Below are 15,391 nucleotides of genomic sequence, written 5' to 3'. Positions count from 1 at the left end.
AGCAATGGCTGTAGCAGTACGTGTCATCCCTTGCCTAGATGTCGACGCCGGACGGGTGGTGAAGGGCATCAACTTCGAGGGTCTTCGCGACGCCGGAGACCCTGTCGAGCTGGCGCACCGCTATGACAACGCCGGGGCGGACGAACTCACGTTCCTTGACGTCACGGCGTCATCCGGCAACCGGGAAACGACGTTCGACGTCGTTCGCCGCACCGCCGAGGAAGTCTTCATCCCGCTGACCGTCGGCGGTGGCGTCCGCGGCGTGGCCGAAGTGGACAAGCTCCTGCGTTTCGGTGCGGACAAGGCCTCCATCAACACTGCCGCCGTCGCGCGCCCGGACGTCATCGACGAGATCACCCGCCACTTCGGCTCCCAGGTGCTCGTCCTTTCGGTAGACGCGCGGCGGACGAGGCCCGGCTCCGAACCCACGGCTTCCGGCTTCGAGGTGACCACCCACGGCGGACGCCAGGGAACAGGAATCGACGCCATCGCGTGGGCCAAGGAAGCTGCGGAACGCGGCGTGGGGGAGATCCTCCTCAATTCGATTGACGCCGACGGCACCAAGGACGGCTTCGACCTCGAACTCATCCGCCTGGTCCGCGCGGCCGTCCACATCCCGGTCATCGCTTCCGGCGGCGCCGGAGAACCGGCGCATTTCCCGCCCGCAGTGGAAGCAGGTGCCGACGCCGTTCTGGCAGCCTCGGTGTTCCACTTCGGTCCGGACGACATGATCGCCCAGGTCAAGGCAGCGATCCGCGAAGCAGGCTTCCTGGTCCGCTAGCGGGTCCCAGCCGGTCCAACCCAACTAGCTCGCAGTTGTTGTCGTTTTGAGCCCTCATAACGACAACAACTGCGAGTTAGTTGGGTTTAACGGGCGCAGTTGGGGTTAAGCGCGGGTCAGAGGCCGACTTCTGCTGACTGGAGGAGGGCGACGGCGTCGGGCTGGCCCTCAAAGGTGACCAGCGCGTGATGCGTCCGGCCGTGGGCGTGCATCAGGAGTTCACCGGGCTCGCCCACTATGGCAACCGATACGGGAGCCCGCTTGGCAACATGGCGGGGACCGGTGGGGCGGACCAACACGATCCCGAGGTCCACGCCGCGGTACAGAATGGCGGCGCGCTTGATCAATTCATCCCACAAGGCGTCCGAGTATTCCTCGTCCAGGGCCCGCGGAGCCCAACGGTCTCCGGCCCGGCGGATGTCCTCCGTGTGCACGAAATATTCAATGAGGTTGGAGGACTCGTCGAGGGCCTTGATCTTGAGGGGAGACAAGGCGGGCGGACCTGAACGGAAGGTATTCACCAGTTCGGCGTAATCTTCCGTGGTTTTCAGCTTGGAGGCCAGTTTTGCCGTGGCTTTATCCGAGGCCCTGGCCATGCTCTTGATGAGCAAGCCGATACCGACAGCCGCTTTACGCTCCCGCAAGTACAAGTGCGCCGCGAGGTCCCTTGTCAGCCACCCTTCGCAGAGCGTGGGGGAGTCAGGTCCGGCCGCCAGGAGTGTTTCGGCCAGTACTTCGCGGGAGGGATCGACGAAATGCATCACTTGTGAAACTAGCACGAGACGCGCTCTGTTGCGCAGTGGAACCGCCGCTGAATTTCGGCTCCACACGAGGCACTAGACTTGATCTGATGTCTGAGCAGTCAACACCCCCAGCCACGCCCGCCGCCGCCTTCGCCGCGGAGCCCGCCGTCGTGCCCGTCAGTCCGCTCCCGCACGAGCTGGCCGCCGCGCTGAAGCGCGATTCTGCCGGCTTGGTAGCGGCGATCATCCAACAGTTCGACACCGACGAAGTGCTGATGCTCGGCTGGATGGACGACGAGGCATTGCACCGGACCCTGACCACGGGACGAGTAACATTTTTCTCCCGGTCCCGGCAGGAATACTGGCGCAAGGGCGACACCTCCGGGCACGTCCAGTTCGTGAAATCGGTGGCCCTGGATTGCGACGGCGATGCCCTCCTGGTCCGCGTCGACCAGGTAGGCGCGGCCTGCCACACGGGCACACGCACATGCTTCGATGACCGGAGCCTCGCCGCCGTGACCGGCGCGCGGGACTAGGCCACCACACACCATCCACCGAGGCAAGCACACAAGAAGAGGCGGAGAACACTAACCATGCAGGACCTTGGAATCATCAGCCCGGGCCTGGAGGAGTTCCGCGAACTCGCCGCACACAGCCGCGTCATCCCGGTCCGGCTCAGGGTACTGGCCGACGCGGAGACTCCCATCGGGCTCTACCGGAAGCTGGCCCAGGGCCAGCCGGGCACTTTCCTCCTGGAGTCGGCAGCCGTCGGCGGCGCATGGTCACGTTATTCCTTCATTGGTTCACGTTCGCGTGCCACCTTGACGAGCAAGGATGGCCAGGCGCATTGGATCGGCGAGCCTCCTGTCGGCGTGCCGGTAGACGGCAGCCCGGTCGACGCAGTCCGCGACACCATTGCAGCACTGCAAACCGACCGCTTCCCGGACCTTCCTCCTTTCACCTCCGGACTTGTCGGCTTCCTCGGCTGGGAAACCGTCCGGCACTGGGAGAAGCTGACCAGCCCGCCGGAGGATGACCTCCACCTGCCGGAACTGGCGCTGAACCTCGTGACCGACATGGCTGTCCACGACAACATGGACGGCACCGTCCTGTTGATTGCCAACGCGATCAATTTCGACAACAGTTCCGAACGCGTCGACGAAGCCTGGCACGACGCCGTCGCCCGGGTGAAGCGCCTGCTGGACCAGATCAGCACCCCCGTGAAGCAGCCCGTATCCGTGTTGCAGTCCGAAGCCCTGGACTTCGCGTCCAGCGTGCAGGAACGCTGGGACGAGCAGGAGTACCTCAACGCGATCGATCGCGGCAAGGAGGCGATCGTCGACGGCGAGGTCTTCCAAGTGGTCATTTCGCGGCGCTTCGAAATGGAATGCGCCGCGGACCCGCTCGATGTCTACCGCGTGCTGCGCAACACCAACCCGAGCCCGTACATGTACCTCTTCAGTCTCGAAGATCCCGACGGCCGCGAATACACGATTGTCGGTTCCTCTCCCGAGGCCCTTGTGACCGTCACGGGCAATGAGGTCATCACCCACCCGATTGCCGGTTCGCGGCCCCGCGGCAAGACCGTTGAAGCCGACAAGGCGCTGGCCACGGAGTTGCTCGCGGACCAGAAGGAACGCGCCGAACACCTCATGCTGGTGGACTTGTCCCGGAACGACCTGTCCAAGGTCTGCGTGGCAGGAACAGTGGACGTCACGCAGTTCATGGAGGTGGAACGCTTCAGCCACATCATGCACCTGGTGTCCACGGTGGTCGGAGAGCTGGCGCCGGGAGCGAAGGCGTACGACGTGCTCAAGGCGACCTTCCCCGCCGGCACGCTGTCAGGTGCCCCCAAACCGCGCGCACTGCGTCTCCTTGACGAACTCGAACCGCATCGGCGTGGCATTTACGGCGGGGTGGTGGGTTACCTGGACTTCGCGGGCGACATGGACATGGCGATCGCCATCCGTTCGGCACTGCTGCGTGAGGGCCGGGCTTACGTCCAAGCAGGAGGCGGCATCGTGGCCGATTCCCACAAGCCTTCCGAAGCGCTCGAGACCGTGAACAAGGCGGCTGCCCCCTTGCGTGCCGTGCACACCGCCGGTTCGCTCCACAACATTTCCCCGGACGCGGTTTCCGCGGAGACAGTCGTCGACGGGAACCCCACCCTGTGAGCGCTGCACACCCTCAGAAGGCCACCGCCAAGCCTCCCGTGTGGGCACGGAAGGGCAATGTCGTCCTCGCCATGGCAATTCTTGCCCTCGCCGTTTTCGGGACCACCACCCAGACCTGGATCAACGTCCGGCTCGATCCCGCTGCCGCGGCGAATGCCGACCTCCACGTTCAGGGGAGCAAGGCCGCGACCGCGGTGACCGCACTCGCGCTCGTCGCCCTTGCCGGGGGACTGGCATCGTCCATCGCGGGCAAGCTTTCACGCTGGATCATTGCAACGATCGTCGTGCTTGCCTCGGCAGGCATCCTTATTGCCGCGGTGACGGTCCTGGCAAATCCCCTCGGTGCGGCGCAGGGAACCATTGCCGCGACCACCGGCATTTCGGGTGGGCAGGCGGCCGCGTCGTCCACCGTGTTCCCCGTGCTCGCGGTCGTGGCCGCCGGCCTGCTCGCTTTGTGTGGTGGCTTGCTGCCGCTCGCGGGCCGGCACTGGAAGGCGCGCACCAAGTACGACGTCGCCAGCCGGGCAGCCCTCGCGGGTTCCGGACCCGTCGACGAGATCGATAGCTGGGACAGCCTCTCGCGCGGAGAAGACCCCACGTAAGACCCGACCGTCCGGACGTCGGACGATGTCCCGGGTGCGGTCAATAAATGGCAGAATGTAAGCAGTATTCATCCTGAGGAGATTTTCACATGAGCAAAACCACAGTGTCCGCGAGCAAGGCCCCTGTGACCGCTGCGAGCCACAGCGATGCCATCGGCCACGGCAACAGCCCGGCCGCGTGGACCTGCGTGATTGTCATGCTGGTAGGGGCACTGGTGTCCTCCATCGCCTTTGTTATCGCCAGCACCCCCATCTTCATCGCAGGCATCGTCGTGATGGTGGCCGGCCTCATTGCCGGCTGGGCCATGCGCAAGGCCGGCTACGGCGTCGACGGCAGCAAGCTGAAGAACGCCGGCCACTGACCGTGACCGTTCTTGATGACATCATCGTCGGTGTCAGGGAGGACACGGAGGCCCGCCGCCTCCTTGTCGGACTTGACGAGCTGAAAGAACGCGCAGCGGCCACCGCTCCTGCACTGGACGCGTGGGCTGCCTTGGGCGGTCCGTCGGCCAGTCGCGACGAACTGAAGGTCATCGCGGAAATCAAGCGCCGCAGCCCCTCCAAGGGCGATCTCGCGAGCATCGTCGACCCTGCCGCACTTGCGGTGCAGTACGCCGACGGCGGAGCCTCCGTGATCAGCGTCCTCACCGAACAGAGGCGCTTCAACGGTTCCCTGGCGGACCTCGACGCGGTGCGTGCCGCCGTCGACATTCCGTTGCTGCGCAAGGACTTCACCGTTGACGAGTACCAGATCTGGGAGGCCCGTGCTCATGGTGCGGACCTCATCCTGCTGATCGTCGCCGCGCTTTCCGATGCACAGCTGCGGGAATTCAGCGCGTTGAGCCATGAGCTCGGCATGAACGTCCTCGTGGAAACCCACACGCCCGAAGAAATCGAGCGTGCGGCAGCGGCCCAGGCGCGGATCATCGGAGTGAACGTCCGCAACCTCAAGACGCTCGACGTCGACCGGTCCCTGTTTGCCTCGCTCGCCGGAAGCATTCCGGCGGGGGCGGTTGTCGTGGCAGAGTCCGGTGTGCGGAACGCCGACGACGTCGCGCATTATGCCGGGAACGGTGCCCACGCCATCCTTGTGGGCGAAGCACTGGTGAGCGACTCCACCCCGCGCGAGCGGATCAGCGAATTCAAGGCGGCCGGAGCTGCCGCCATCGCCGTCAGGACATGAGACAGGCCTGATTCGCGGCGTGGACCCGGACAGCAGCAGACATCGCGGCTGGTAGCTGTCCTGCGGCCCTGGAAAAACCCAACTACCAACTGAACAGGACGGTGAGACTGATGGTGGACGCATCAACAGCCAACTCGCAGGAGAATGTGGCCGACGCATTCCTACAAGGTGGAGCCTCGCTCCGCAACGCCGCAGGGCCGTACTTCGGCTCTTACGGTGGACGCTGGATGCCCGAGTCCCTCATCGCCGCCTTGGATGAAGTCGAGGACACATTTGAGAAAGCCAAAGCCGATCCTGAGTTCCTTGCCCAGCTGAAGGACCTCAACAAGAACTACTCGGGCCGTCCGTCGCTTCTCACGGAAGCCAAGCGTTTCTCCCAGCACGCCGGCGGGGCGCGCATCTTCCTCAAGCGCGAAGACCTGAACCACACCGGATCCCACAAGATCAACAACGTCCTCGGCCAGGCCTTGCTCGCGAAGCGCATGGGCAAGACCCGCGTCATCGCGGAGACCGGCGCCGGCCAGCACGGCGTAGCCAGCGCCACCGCCGCGGCCCTGCTCGGACTGGAATGCGTCGTCTACATGGGCGCCGAGGATTGCCGCCGCCAGGCACTGAACGTGGCCCGCATGCAGCTCCTGGGCGCCACCGTGGTTCCTGTAACCAATGGATCGCAGACGCTCAAGGACGCCATCAACGACGCCCTCCGCGACTGGGTTTCCAATGTGGACAACACCCACTACCTGCTGGGCACCGCCGCGGGTGCGCACCCGTTCCCGGCGATGGTGCGCTTCTTCCACGAGGTCATCGGCGAGGAAGCGCGCGCGCAGATCCTGGAACAGACGGGCAAACTTCCGGACGCCGTGTGTGCCTGCATCGGCGGCGGTTCCAATGCCATCGGCATCTTCCACAGCTTCCTGGACGACGCCTCAGTGAAGATCTATGGTTTTGAAGCCGGCGGCGACGGTGTCGAAACAGGGCGCCACGCGGCCGCCATCACCCTCGGACGCCCCGGCGTGCTCCATGGTGCCCGGTCCTACCTCATGCAGGACGAAGACGGCCAGACCATCGAGTCCCACTCGATTTCCGCAGGCCTCGACTACCCGAGCGTCGGTCCGGAGCACTCCTACCTCGCGGACATCGGCCGCGTCACGTACGAGCCCATCACGGACACCGAGGCCATGGACGCGTTCCGCCTGCTCTGCCGGACCGAAGGCATCATCCCCGCCATCGAGTCCTCGCACGCCCTCGCCGGTGCGATCAAGGTGGGCAAGCTGCTCACAGAAGGCAAGGAAAACCCTGCTGACACGATCATCATCGTGAACCTTTCCGGGCGCGGTGACAAGGACGTGGAAACGGCCGCCGAATGGTTCGACATGCTGGATGAAAACGGCAACGTCAAGGGCACTACCCTCTCCACGCGCAAGCCCAAGGGCCCGTCCGAACGCAGCAACCTTGAGATCAGCACTGAAGAAGCAAGCGAGGACCAGAACTGATGACTGAGCAGATGACCAGCAAGTCCGCTGCCGCGATCGACCGCGCGAAGGCACAAGGCCGGGCCGCGTTGATCGGATACCTCCCGGCAGGCTACCCGGACGTTCAGTCAAGCATCGACGCCGGCATCGCCATGGCCCGCAACGGCGCGGACCTCATTGAAATCGGCATCCCGTATTCGGACCCCGTCATGGACGGCGCTGTCATCCAGGCTGCGACCACAGAGGCCATCGCCAACGGCTTCCGCGTCGCCAGCGTCTTCGACGTGGTAGCGGGCATCACCGCAGCTACCGACGCCGCCGTGCTGGTCATGACCTACTGGAACCCGGTGATGCGCATGGGCGTCGACGAGTTCTCACGCAGGCTCGCCGAGGCGGGGGGAGCCGGACTCATCACGCCGGACCTCATTCCGGACGAGGCTGCCGAATGGTTTGCAGCTTCGGACAAATACGGACTCGACAGGGTCTTCCTTGTGGCCCCGTCGTCCACTCCCGAACGCCTGGCCATGACAGTGGAGGCAAGCCGCGGTTTTGTCTACGCCGTTTCCATCATGGGTGTCACCGGAGCCCGGCAGTCAGTCAGCAGCGCCGCGGAGAAGGTTGTGGCCGATACCCATGCAGCCGGTGCCGAACGGGTTTGTGTCGGGCTCGGGGTCTCCACCGCGGACCATGTCCGCGAGATTGCCGCTTACGCGGACGGCGTGATCGTCGGTACCGCGCTGGTTGCGGCAATCCGCGACGGCGGCGTTGACGCCGTCGCGCAACTCACCAAGAACCTCAGCGCCGGCCTCGGCCGTGCAACAGCGCAGGCCTAGAAAAGGAAAAGCGTAGACAATGCAGAGTCTCCTCCACGTCGCGGCAATGGCTCCCATGAGCATTCCGAGCCCCTCATGGTCCGGATTTGATATTCCGCTGCCGTGGGGGGCTCTCCGCATCCACGCGTACGCCCTGTGCATTCTCCTGGGCATCATCCTGGGCCTGTGGCTCACCGCCGTGCGCTGGAGGCGCCGCGGTACTCCCGAAGGCAGCCTGTGGGACATTGCCATCTGGGCGATCCCGTTCGGCATTGTCGGCGGCCGCCTTTACCACGTGATCTCCTCGCCGGACGCATACTTCGGCCCGGGCTTCAACGGCACGGGCGACCTCTCCCTGATCCCGCAGATCTGGCGGGGTGGCCTGGGCATCTGGGGTGCCGTGGTTCTCGGCGTTGTCGGTGCCTGGCTCGGTTGCCGCCGTTCCGGCGTCAAGCTCACTGCCTTCCTCGACGCCGCAGCCCCAGGGCTCCTGCTGGCGCAAGCGATCGGGCGTTGGGGAAACTGGTTCAACCAGGAACTCTTCGGCGGACCAACCACCTTGCCATGGGGCCTCCAAATAGATCCCAGCAGCCCCAATTTCCCGGCCGGGATGCCGAGTGACACCCTGTTCCACCCGACGTTCCTTTACGAATCCCTTTGGAACATCATCGGCGTCGTGGTCCTCCTGGTCCTGGACCGGCGCTTCCATTTCCGCCGCGGCAGGCTCTTCTGGCTGTATGCCATCTACTACACGCTCGGCCGCGTCTGGATCGAAGCGTTGCGGATTGACGACGCCGAACAGATCAACCTCTTCGGAATCACCACACGGCTCAACGTGTGGACCAGCATCTTTGTCTTCGTCGCAGCGCTCATCATCTTCATCGCACTGAGCCTTCGCGGCCGGCCGGAGCCGGACACTGCGTATCTTCCCGGCAGGGAACCGGCCGCCGTGACCGCCGAAGAGGACGAGCCGGCCGCGGTTGACCCAAGTGCCGGGGACGATGAGACGACTGCTGCTGAGGCGAACAGCACAATTGTGACCGATACCAAGGCCCATGATACGGACGGATCTGTCTCAGATACCGGTGGTCATGGTAATCTCCGGAATAACCAAAGCGATCTGGGCCATACTGCTGAGCCTACGGAAACGGCCGAGGAGTCACATGCCGGCGTCACGTCGGATTCCGGCTCCGCGTCCACCGAAACCACCGCCAGCAGAGCCCCCGGATCCGGGCCGGAAGCTGGCAGCACCAAGTAGCCAGCGCTACGGCACAGGGGAACCGGGCTACCGCCCAGAGACCCCCGGCCACAGCGTCGTGGCACCCTTGGCAGTCGCCCGGCAGCACACAGAGGCTCCGCGGTCAAGCTTGGGTCAGGGACATGCGTAACTGTTCGTTGCGTCTTGCCTGCTGACCTACAATTTCAAGTAACTAGCGCTTTGTTATGCCCGTCACACGGCAGGCAAGGTGGGGCCAACGTTGTCCCTTCCATTCGCACGATCTCGAGGAAGGACGTCTTCAATGACCCATCTTCATAACCCAAGCTGGTCCGAATCAGTCGAACCGCAGGGGGCCATCTCGCCCTTCAAGCGTTTCGCTGCGCTCCCGGAAGCCCAGGGACTCTACAACCCCGAGCAGGAGAAGGACGCTTGTGGCCTGGCCATTATCGCCACGCTGCGTGGTGAACCCGGCTATGACATCGTGGAAGCGGCGCTGACTGCGCTGCGCAACCTTGAACACCGGGGCGCCGTGGGCGCCGACGAAGGCACGGGCGACGGCGCCGGGCTCCTCATGCAGGTTCCGGACGAATTCTTCCGGGCCGTCACTGAGTTCGAGCTCCCCGCACCCGGTCAGTACGTGGTGGGTACTGCATTCCTGCCAGCCGAAACCCGCGAAGCCGAGAACGCGAAGGCCGGCATCGAGGCGCTTGCAATCGATGAGGGCCTGACAGTTCTTGGCTGGCGTGAAGTGCCGGTAGTCGGGGATCTGGTCGGCGCCATGGCCCGTGCCTGCATGCCTTACTTCGCGCAACCTTTCCTTGCTTCCGCCACTGGCGAGGTGCTCGACCGGAATGAACTCGACTCCCGTGCATGGCGTGTCCGCAAGCGTGCCCAGAACAAGTTCGGCGTGTACTTCCCGTCCCTGTCCTCGCGCACCATCGTGTACAAGGGCATGTTGACCACTGCCCAGCTGGAGCCGTTCTACCCCGATCTCTCGGACAAGCGCTTCAAGACCAAGCTGGCCATCGTGCACTCGCGCTTCTCCACGAACACGTTCCCGTCGTGGCCGCTCGCCCAGCCCTTCCGCACCATCGCCCACAACGGTGAAATCAATACCGTCAAGGGCAACCGGAACTGGATGCGGGCGCGCCAGTCCCAACTTGCGAACCCGCTGCTGGGCGATTCCCCGGAAGAGTTGTACCCCATCTGCACGCCGGGTGCCTCGGACTCCGCATCCTTCGATGAGGTTGCCGAGCTGCTCTGGCTTTCGGGGCGGCCCATCACGCACTCGATCATGATGATGATCCCCGAGGCGTGGGAAAACCACGCCACGATGGATCCTGCCCGCCGAGCCTTCTACGAGTACCACTCGCTGCTCATGGAGCCGTGGGACGGTCCCGCGGCAGTGTCCTTCACCGACGGCAACCTTGTCGGTGCAACCCTTGACCGGAACGGCCTGCGCCCCGGCCGTTACTGGATCACCGAGGATGGCCTGATCATCTTCGCCTCCGAAGTCGGCGTGATCGAGGTCGAGCCAGCCAAGGTGGTCAAGAAGGGCCGTGTCTCGCCGGGCAAGATGTTCCTGGTGGACACCGAAGCCGGGCGCATCATCGACGACGCCGAGGTCAAGGCCGAGGTGGCCGCAGCCAACCCGTGGGCTGAATGGGTCAAGGACAACCTGATCGACCTCAACGAACTTCCCGAGCGCGAGCACGTGCTGCACACGGCTGCGTCCGTGAACATCCGCCAGCGGACTTTCGGCTACACCACCGAGGAATTGAAGATCCTTCTGGGGCCGATGGCCCGGACCGGGGCCGAACCGCTCGGCGCCATGGGCTCCGACACCCCGGTTGCCGTGCTGTCCAAGCGCCCGCGTTTGCTCTTCGACTACTTTGTGCAGTCTTTCGCCCAAGTGACCAACCCGCCCCTGGACGCGATCCGCGAAGAGCTCGTTACCTCGCTGAAGTGCGCCATCGGTCCCAACGGCAACCTTCTCGACGTCGGGCAGGTCCGCCAGCCGCAGATCTCCCTGCCGTTCCCGGTGATCAACAACGACCAGCTCGCGAAGATCGCCAACATCGAAAACGCCGACGGCGACAAGGTCGCCATGAAGGTCCGCGGCCTGTACCGTCCGGAGGGCGGCGAAGCAGCACTCCGCAGCCGGCTGACCGAAATCTGCGAGCAGGTTTCCGGCGCGATCAACCGCGGCGTGCAGTACATCGTGCTGTCCGACCGCGACTCCAACGCGCAGTGGGCCCCGATCCCGTCGCTGTTGCTCGTCAGTGCCGTGCACCACCACTTGCTCCGCAGCGCGAACCGCACCAAGACCGCCCTGGTGGTCGAGGCCGGCGACGTCCGCGAAACGCACCACGTGGCTGTGCTGGTGGGATTCGGCGCTTCCGCCGTGAACCCTTACCTGGCCATGGAATCCGTGGAGCAGCTCATCAGCACCGGCGAAGTGGTCGGTGTGACCCCCGAAGACGGCGTCTACAACCTCATCAAGGGCCTCGGCAAGGGTGTCCTGAAGATCATGTCCAAGATGGGCATTTCCACGGTGGCCTCCTACACCGGCGCCCAGACTTTCGAGGCACTTGGCCTGTCCCAGGACCTCGTGGACGAATTCTTCTCCGGCACCCACTCCCAGTTGGGTGGCGTCGGTCTGGACGTCATCGCCGCCGAAGTTTCCGCACGCCACCAGATGGCCTACCCGGAAGGCGGCATCGAGCTGCCGCACCGTCCGCTGCTCGGCGGTGGCGAATACCAGTGGCGCCGCGACGGCGAACCGCACCTGTTCAACCCGGAGACGGTCTTCCGGCTGCAGCACGCAACTCGCGAACGCCGCTACGACATCTTCAAGTCCTACACCAAGGGAATCGACGACCAGTCCGAGAACCTCATGACCCTCCGTGGGCTCTTGAAGTTCAAGGACACCCTGCGCCCGGCAGTGCCCCTTGAGGAAGTCGAGCCGGTTTCCAGCATCGTGAAGCGCTTCTCCACCGGAGCGATGAGCTATGGCTCCATCTCCAAGGAAGCCCACGAAACCCTCGCAATCGCCATGAACCGGTTGGGCGCCAAGTCCAACACCGGTGAAGGCGGCGAAGACGTGGACCGCCTTCTGGACCCGGAGCGCCGCTCCGCGATCAAGCAGATCGCCTCCGGCCGTTTCGGCGTGACCAGCCTGTACCTGACCAACGCCGAGGACATCCAGATCAAGATGGCCCAGGGCGCGAAGCCCGGTGAAGGCGGCCAGCTGATGGCGCAGAAGGTCTACCCCTGGGTAGCCCGGACCCGCCACTCGACGCCCGGCGTCGGACTCATTTCCCCGCCTCCGCACCACGACATCTACTCGATCGAGGACCTCGCGCAGCTCATCTACGACGCAAAGCGGGCCAACCCCTCGGCGCGCGTGCATGTGAAGCTGGTGTCCGAAGTCGGGATCGGCACGGTGGCGTCCGGCGTCACCAAAGCGAAGGCCGACGTCGTGCTCGTCTCAGGGCACGACGGCGGAACCGGCGCCTCGCCGCTGAACTCGCTCAAGCATGCGGGTGTCCCGTGGGAACTCGGCCTCGCCGAGACCCAGCAGACGCTCATGCTCAACGGGCTCCGCGACCGCGTCGTCGTTCAGGTGGACGGCCAGCTCAAGACCGGCCGCGACGTCGTCATCGCTGCCCTACTGGGTGCCGAGGAGTACGGTTTCGCAACCGCGCCCCTCGTGGTGTCCGGCTGCATCATGATGCGCGTTTGCCACCTCGATACCTGCCCGGTCGGCGTCGCAACCCAGAACCCGGAGCTTCGTTCGCGCTTCACAGGCAAGCCCGAATTCGTGGTCAACTTCTTCGAATTCCTTGCCGAGGAAGTCCGTGAGTTGCTTGCCGAACTCGGTTTCCGCAGCCTCGAAGAGGCCATCGGCCACGCCGAAGTCCTGGACACCCGCGAAGCCGTGGACCACTGGAAGGCCGATGGCCTGGACCTCGACCCGATCCTGCACGGCCTCGAGTTCGACGACGACGTTCCGCTGCGGAACCTCACCGGCCAGAACCACGAGCTGGACAAGCACTTCGACCAGCGCCTCATCGGCATGGCTGCGGAAGCCTTGAGCGACCGCACACCGGTGAAGATCGCGGTTGACGTCATCAACACGGACCGCTCTGTCGGCACCATGCTGGGGCACGTCGTCACCAAGACGTTCGGCATCGATGTTCTCGCCACCGACACGATCGACATCACGCTGAAGGGTACCGCCGGGCAGTCGCTGGGCGCCTTCCTTCCGGCCGGCATCACCCTGCGCATGTTCGGCGACTCCAACGACTACGTCGGCAAGGGCCTCTCCGGTGGACGGATCATCGTCCGCCCGGACCGCACCAATGTATTCCAGGCGGAGCGCAACGTCATCGCCGGCAACGTGATCGGCTACGGCGCCACGAGCGGCGAAATGTTCCTGCGCGGCCAGGTGGGCGAACGCTTCATGGTTCGCAACTCGGGGGCCACCGCCGTCGTCGAAGGCATCGGTGACCACGGCTGCGAGTACATGACCGGCGGCCAGACGCTGATCATCGGCCGCACCGGCCGCAACTTCGGTGCCGGCATGTCCGGTGGTACCGCCTACGTGCTGGACCTCCAGCCCGCCCGGGTCAACAAGCAGGCCTTGGATTCCGGCGAACTGCAGTTGCTTGAGCTGGACGACGAGGACCGCACCATCGTCCACGGCCTCCTGGTCAAGCACCTGGAAGAAACCGAATCCGTCCTCGCAGGCCGCTTGCTCGAGAACTTCGATGACACAGCCGCCCGCATCACCAAAGTTCTGCCGCGCGACTACGCCGCAGTCCTGCAAACCCGTCTCGACGCTATCGAAGAGGGCCTTGATCCCGATGGCGAAGAAGTATGGTCTCGAATCCTGGAGGTAACCGGTGGCTGATCCACGCGGATTTCTGAAAGTCCGGCAGCGCGAGACGCAGCCACGCCGTCCTGTTCCTGTCCGCATCATGGACTGGAAAGAAGTCTATGAAGCCCAGGACAAGGGCGTGCTCAAGAGCCAGGCCGGCCGCTGCATGGATTGCGGCGTACCGTTCTGCCACCAGGGCTGCCCGCTCGGGAACCTCATCCCGGAGTGGAACGACCTCACCTGGCGCGGCAAGGGCGAGGAAGCGATCGAGCGCCTGCACGCGACGAACAACTTCCCGGAGTTCACCGGCCGGCTGTGTCCTGCGCCGTGTGAAGCATCCTGTGTCCTGGGCATCAACCAGCCCGCTGTGACCATCAAGCAGGTTGAAGTTTCGATCATCGACGACGCCTTCGAAAACGGCTGGGTACAACCGCTTCCGCCGGCGCGTCTCTCCGGCAAGACGGTCGCCGTCGTCGGCTCCGGCCCCGCGGGTCTTGCCGTCGCGCAGCAGCTGACGCGAGTCGGCCACACCGTGGCCGTCTACGAGCGTGACGACAAGATCGGGGGACTGCTGCGCTATGGCATCCCCGACTTCAAGATGGAGAAGGAACAGGTCGACCGCCGGGTCGAGCAGATGAAGGCCGAGGGCACCCGCTTCCGCACGGGTGTGGCGGTCGGAAGCGACGTGACGTGGGAGCAATTGCGCCGCCGTTACGACTCCGTGGTGATCGCCACCGGTGCCACCGTTCCGCGCGACCTCCCCATCCCTGGCCGCGAACTCCAAGGCATCCACTTCGCCATGGATTACCTGGTGCCTGCCAACCGCGTGGTTGCCGGCGAAACCGTGGAGGGCCAGATCGACGCCAAGGGCAAGCACGTGATCATCCTCGGCGGCGGCGACACCGGCGCCGACTGCCTCGGCACGGCACACCGTCACGGCGCCGCGTCCGTCACCACCCTCGCGATCGGCAAGCAGCCGCCGCTTGAACGGGCCACGCACCAGCCGTGGCCGACGTTCCCCACGCTCTTCGAGGTTGCCAGCGCACACGAAGAGGGCGGCGAACGCACCTACCTCGCTTCCACCGTCGAGTTTGTCGGCGAAAACGGCAAGCTTACAGGGGTCAAGGTCGCCGAGACCGAGTTCGTGGACGGCAAGCGCCTCCCGAAGGCCGGCACCGAGCGCATCATTCCGGCCGACCTGGTCTTCCTGTCGCTCGGATTCACCGGGGCGGAACCTGCCGGTATCACCGAACAGGTCAGCGCAGAATTCGACGGCCGCGGCAACGTGGCCCGAGATGGGTACTACATGACCAATACCGAGGGTGTTTTCGTGGCAGGCGATGCCGGCCGCGGACAGTCCTTGATTGTCTGGGCGATCGCCGAAGGCCGCGCCTGCGCTGCCGCCGTCGACAAGTACCTCATGGGCAGCACCATCCTCCCCGCGCCGGTGGCTCCCACCGACCGGGCTATAGCGGTCCTCTAAGGACCGGCGCACGACGCTTTCCCAACTCCAACTGCAGCAC

General features: G+C 64.8%; 12 protein-coding genes. 11 read left to right on the top strand and 1 reads right to left on the bottom strand.

Going from position 1 to position 15,391, the window contains the following annotated elements:
- Positions 1–4: 4 nt before the first annotated feature.
- A complete protein-coding gene (gene hisF, locus ACSVHC_RS01950; protein WP_439180559.1) occupies positions 5–781 on the top strand; it encodes an imidazole glycerol phosphate synthase subunit HisF in 777 nt (258 codons plus the stop codon).
- Positions 782–897: 116 nt separating this feature from the next.
- Here the strand turns inward: hisF and ACSVHC_RS01945 are convergent, their stop codons facing one another.
- Entirely contained in the window at positions 898–1,542 is a 645-nt protein-coding gene (locus tag ACSVHC_RS01945) for a TIGR03085 family metal-binding protein (RefSeq protein ID WP_437773993.1), read from the bottom strand.
- An 89-nt stretch (positions 1,543–1,631) separates the two neighbouring features.
- Here ACSVHC_RS01945 and hisI point away from each other — a divergent pair, with 89 nt between their 5' ends.
- From hisI to ACSVHC_RS01895, 10 genes are all read left to right on the top strand, one after another.
- Positions 1,632–2,060 carry a phosphoribosyl-AMP cyclohydrolase gene (gene hisI / locus ACSVHC_RS01940; RefSeq protein WP_437773291.1) on the top strand — a complete coding sequence of 143 codons (429 nt, stop codon included), beginning with the start codon at positions 1,632–1,634 and terminating at the stop codon, positions 2,058–2,060.
- A gap of 57 nt (positions 2,061–2,117) precedes the next feature.
- A complete protein-coding gene (locus ACSVHC_RS01935) occupies positions 2,118–3,698 on the top strand; it encodes an anthranilate synthase component I (RefSeq protein WP_437773292.1) in 1,581 nt (526 codons plus the stop codon).
- Positions 3,695–4,300, top strand: coding sequence for a Trp biosynthesis-associated membrane protein (locus tag ACSVHC_RS01930; protein WP_437773293.1), 606 nt, complete (start codon positions 3,695–3,697; stop codon positions 4,298–4,300). Before ACSVHC_RS01935 ends, ACSVHC_RS01930 begins: the two co-directional genes overlap by 4 nt.
- 89 nt (positions 4,301–4,389) lie before the next feature.
- A complete protein-coding gene (locus tag ACSVHC_RS01925; protein ID WP_236817197.1) occupies positions 4,390–4,662 on the top strand; it encodes an HGxxPAAW family protein in 273 nt (90 codons plus the stop codon).
- 2 nt (positions 4,663–4,664) lie between these two features.
- Positions 4,665–5,483: an indole-3-glycerol phosphate synthase TrpC gene (gene trpC / locus ACSVHC_RS01920; RefSeq protein ID WP_437773294.1), complete on the top strand. Its 819-nt coding sequence runs from the start codon at positions 4,665–4,667 to the stop codon at positions 5,481–5,483.
- A 110-nt stretch (positions 5,484–5,593) separates the two neighbouring features.
- The gene (gene trpB / locus ACSVHC_RS01915; RefSeq protein WP_236817201.1) at positions 5,594–6,976 is read left to right on the top strand and encodes a tryptophan synthase subunit beta; all 1,383 of its coding nucleotides are present in this window, start codon (positions 5,594–5,596) and stop codon (positions 6,974–6,976) included.
- The gene (gene trpA / locus ACSVHC_RS01910) at positions 6,976–7,788 is read left to right on the top strand and encodes a tryptophan synthase subunit alpha (RefSeq protein WP_437773295.1); all 813 of its coding nucleotides are present in this window, start codon (positions 6,976–6,978) and stop codon (positions 7,786–7,788) included. The genes trpB and trpA overlap by 1 nt, the downstream gene beginning before the upstream one ends.
- Positions 7,789–7,807: 19 nt before the next feature.
- On the top strand, positions 7,808–9,025 hold the full coding sequence (gene lgt / locus ACSVHC_RS01905; protein WP_437773296.1) for a prolipoprotein diacylglyceryl transferase: 1,218 nt from the start codon (positions 7,808–7,810) through the stop codon (positions 9,023–9,025).
- A gap of 262 nt (positions 9,026–9,287) precedes the next feature.
- Positions 9,288–13,901 (top strand): glutamate synthase large subunit, encoded by a 4,614-nt coding sequence (gene gltB, locus ACSVHC_RS01900; RefSeq protein ID WP_437773297.1) that lies wholly within the window; start codon positions 9,288–9,290, stop codon positions 13,899–13,901.
- Positions 13,894–15,351: a glutamate synthase subunit beta gene (locus tag ACSVHC_RS01895; protein WP_437773298.1), complete on the top strand. Its 1,458-nt coding sequence runs from the start codon at positions 13,894–13,896 to the stop codon at positions 15,349–15,351. Before gltB ends, ACSVHC_RS01895 begins: the two co-directional genes overlap by 8 nt.
- The last annotated feature ends 40 nt before the right edge of the window (positions 15,352–15,391 follow it).

The organism is Arthrobacter sp. KNU-44, assembly GCF_051843155.1.
Taxonomy (GTDB): domain Bacteria; phylum Actinomycetota; class Actinomycetes; order Actinomycetales; family Micrococcaceae; genus Arthrobacter.
The sequence above is the reverse complement of the archived record's forward strand: the minus strand, read 5'-3'. Positions and strand labels throughout refer to the sequence as shown.